This window comes from Janthinobacterium sp. JC611 (assembly GCF_018682595.1).
Lineage (GTDB): Bacteria > Pseudomonadota > Gammaproteobacteria > Burkholderiales > Burkholderiaceae_D > Janthinobacterium.
In genome coordinates this window covers 1-374 of the sequence record NZ_JAFLJN010000057.1, presented here as the reverse complement: position 1 = coordinate 374, position 374 = coordinate 1, and the positions used below count along the sequence as shown (strand labels likewise).

Below are 374 nucleotides of genomic sequence, written 5' to 3'. Positions count from 1 at the left end.
AGGCTATCCCACGTGTATGCGGTAACTCTGCCATCGGAACGGGTTTCGCTTTCCAGGCGACCAGCAGTGTCATAGCTATACGTACTGGTGCCAGTGTCAGGACTGACAATACTGCTCACCTGTCCAAAACCGTTGTATGTATAACGTGTTTGCAAGGGACGCGGATCAGTCACCGATGCCAGATTGCCCTGCGCATCATAGGTCATGGTCGTTGTACCGCCGTCAGCAGCTCTGCTGCTCACAAGACGGTTCGCCGCGTCATATTGATAAGTTGTAGCGCGGCCTTGCGCATCCGTGCTGCTCGTCAAATTACCATTGTTGTCATAGCGCTTTTCGACACGCTGCCCGTTATTGCCCAGTTGAGTATAGGGACG

Annotated in this window: 1 pseudogene; it reads right to left on the bottom strand. The window is 53.5% G+C overall.

From position 1 onward, the window contains the following. Positions 1-374, bottom strand: a pseudogene (locus tag J0O65_RS25290) (hypothetical protein); the annotation flags it as partial.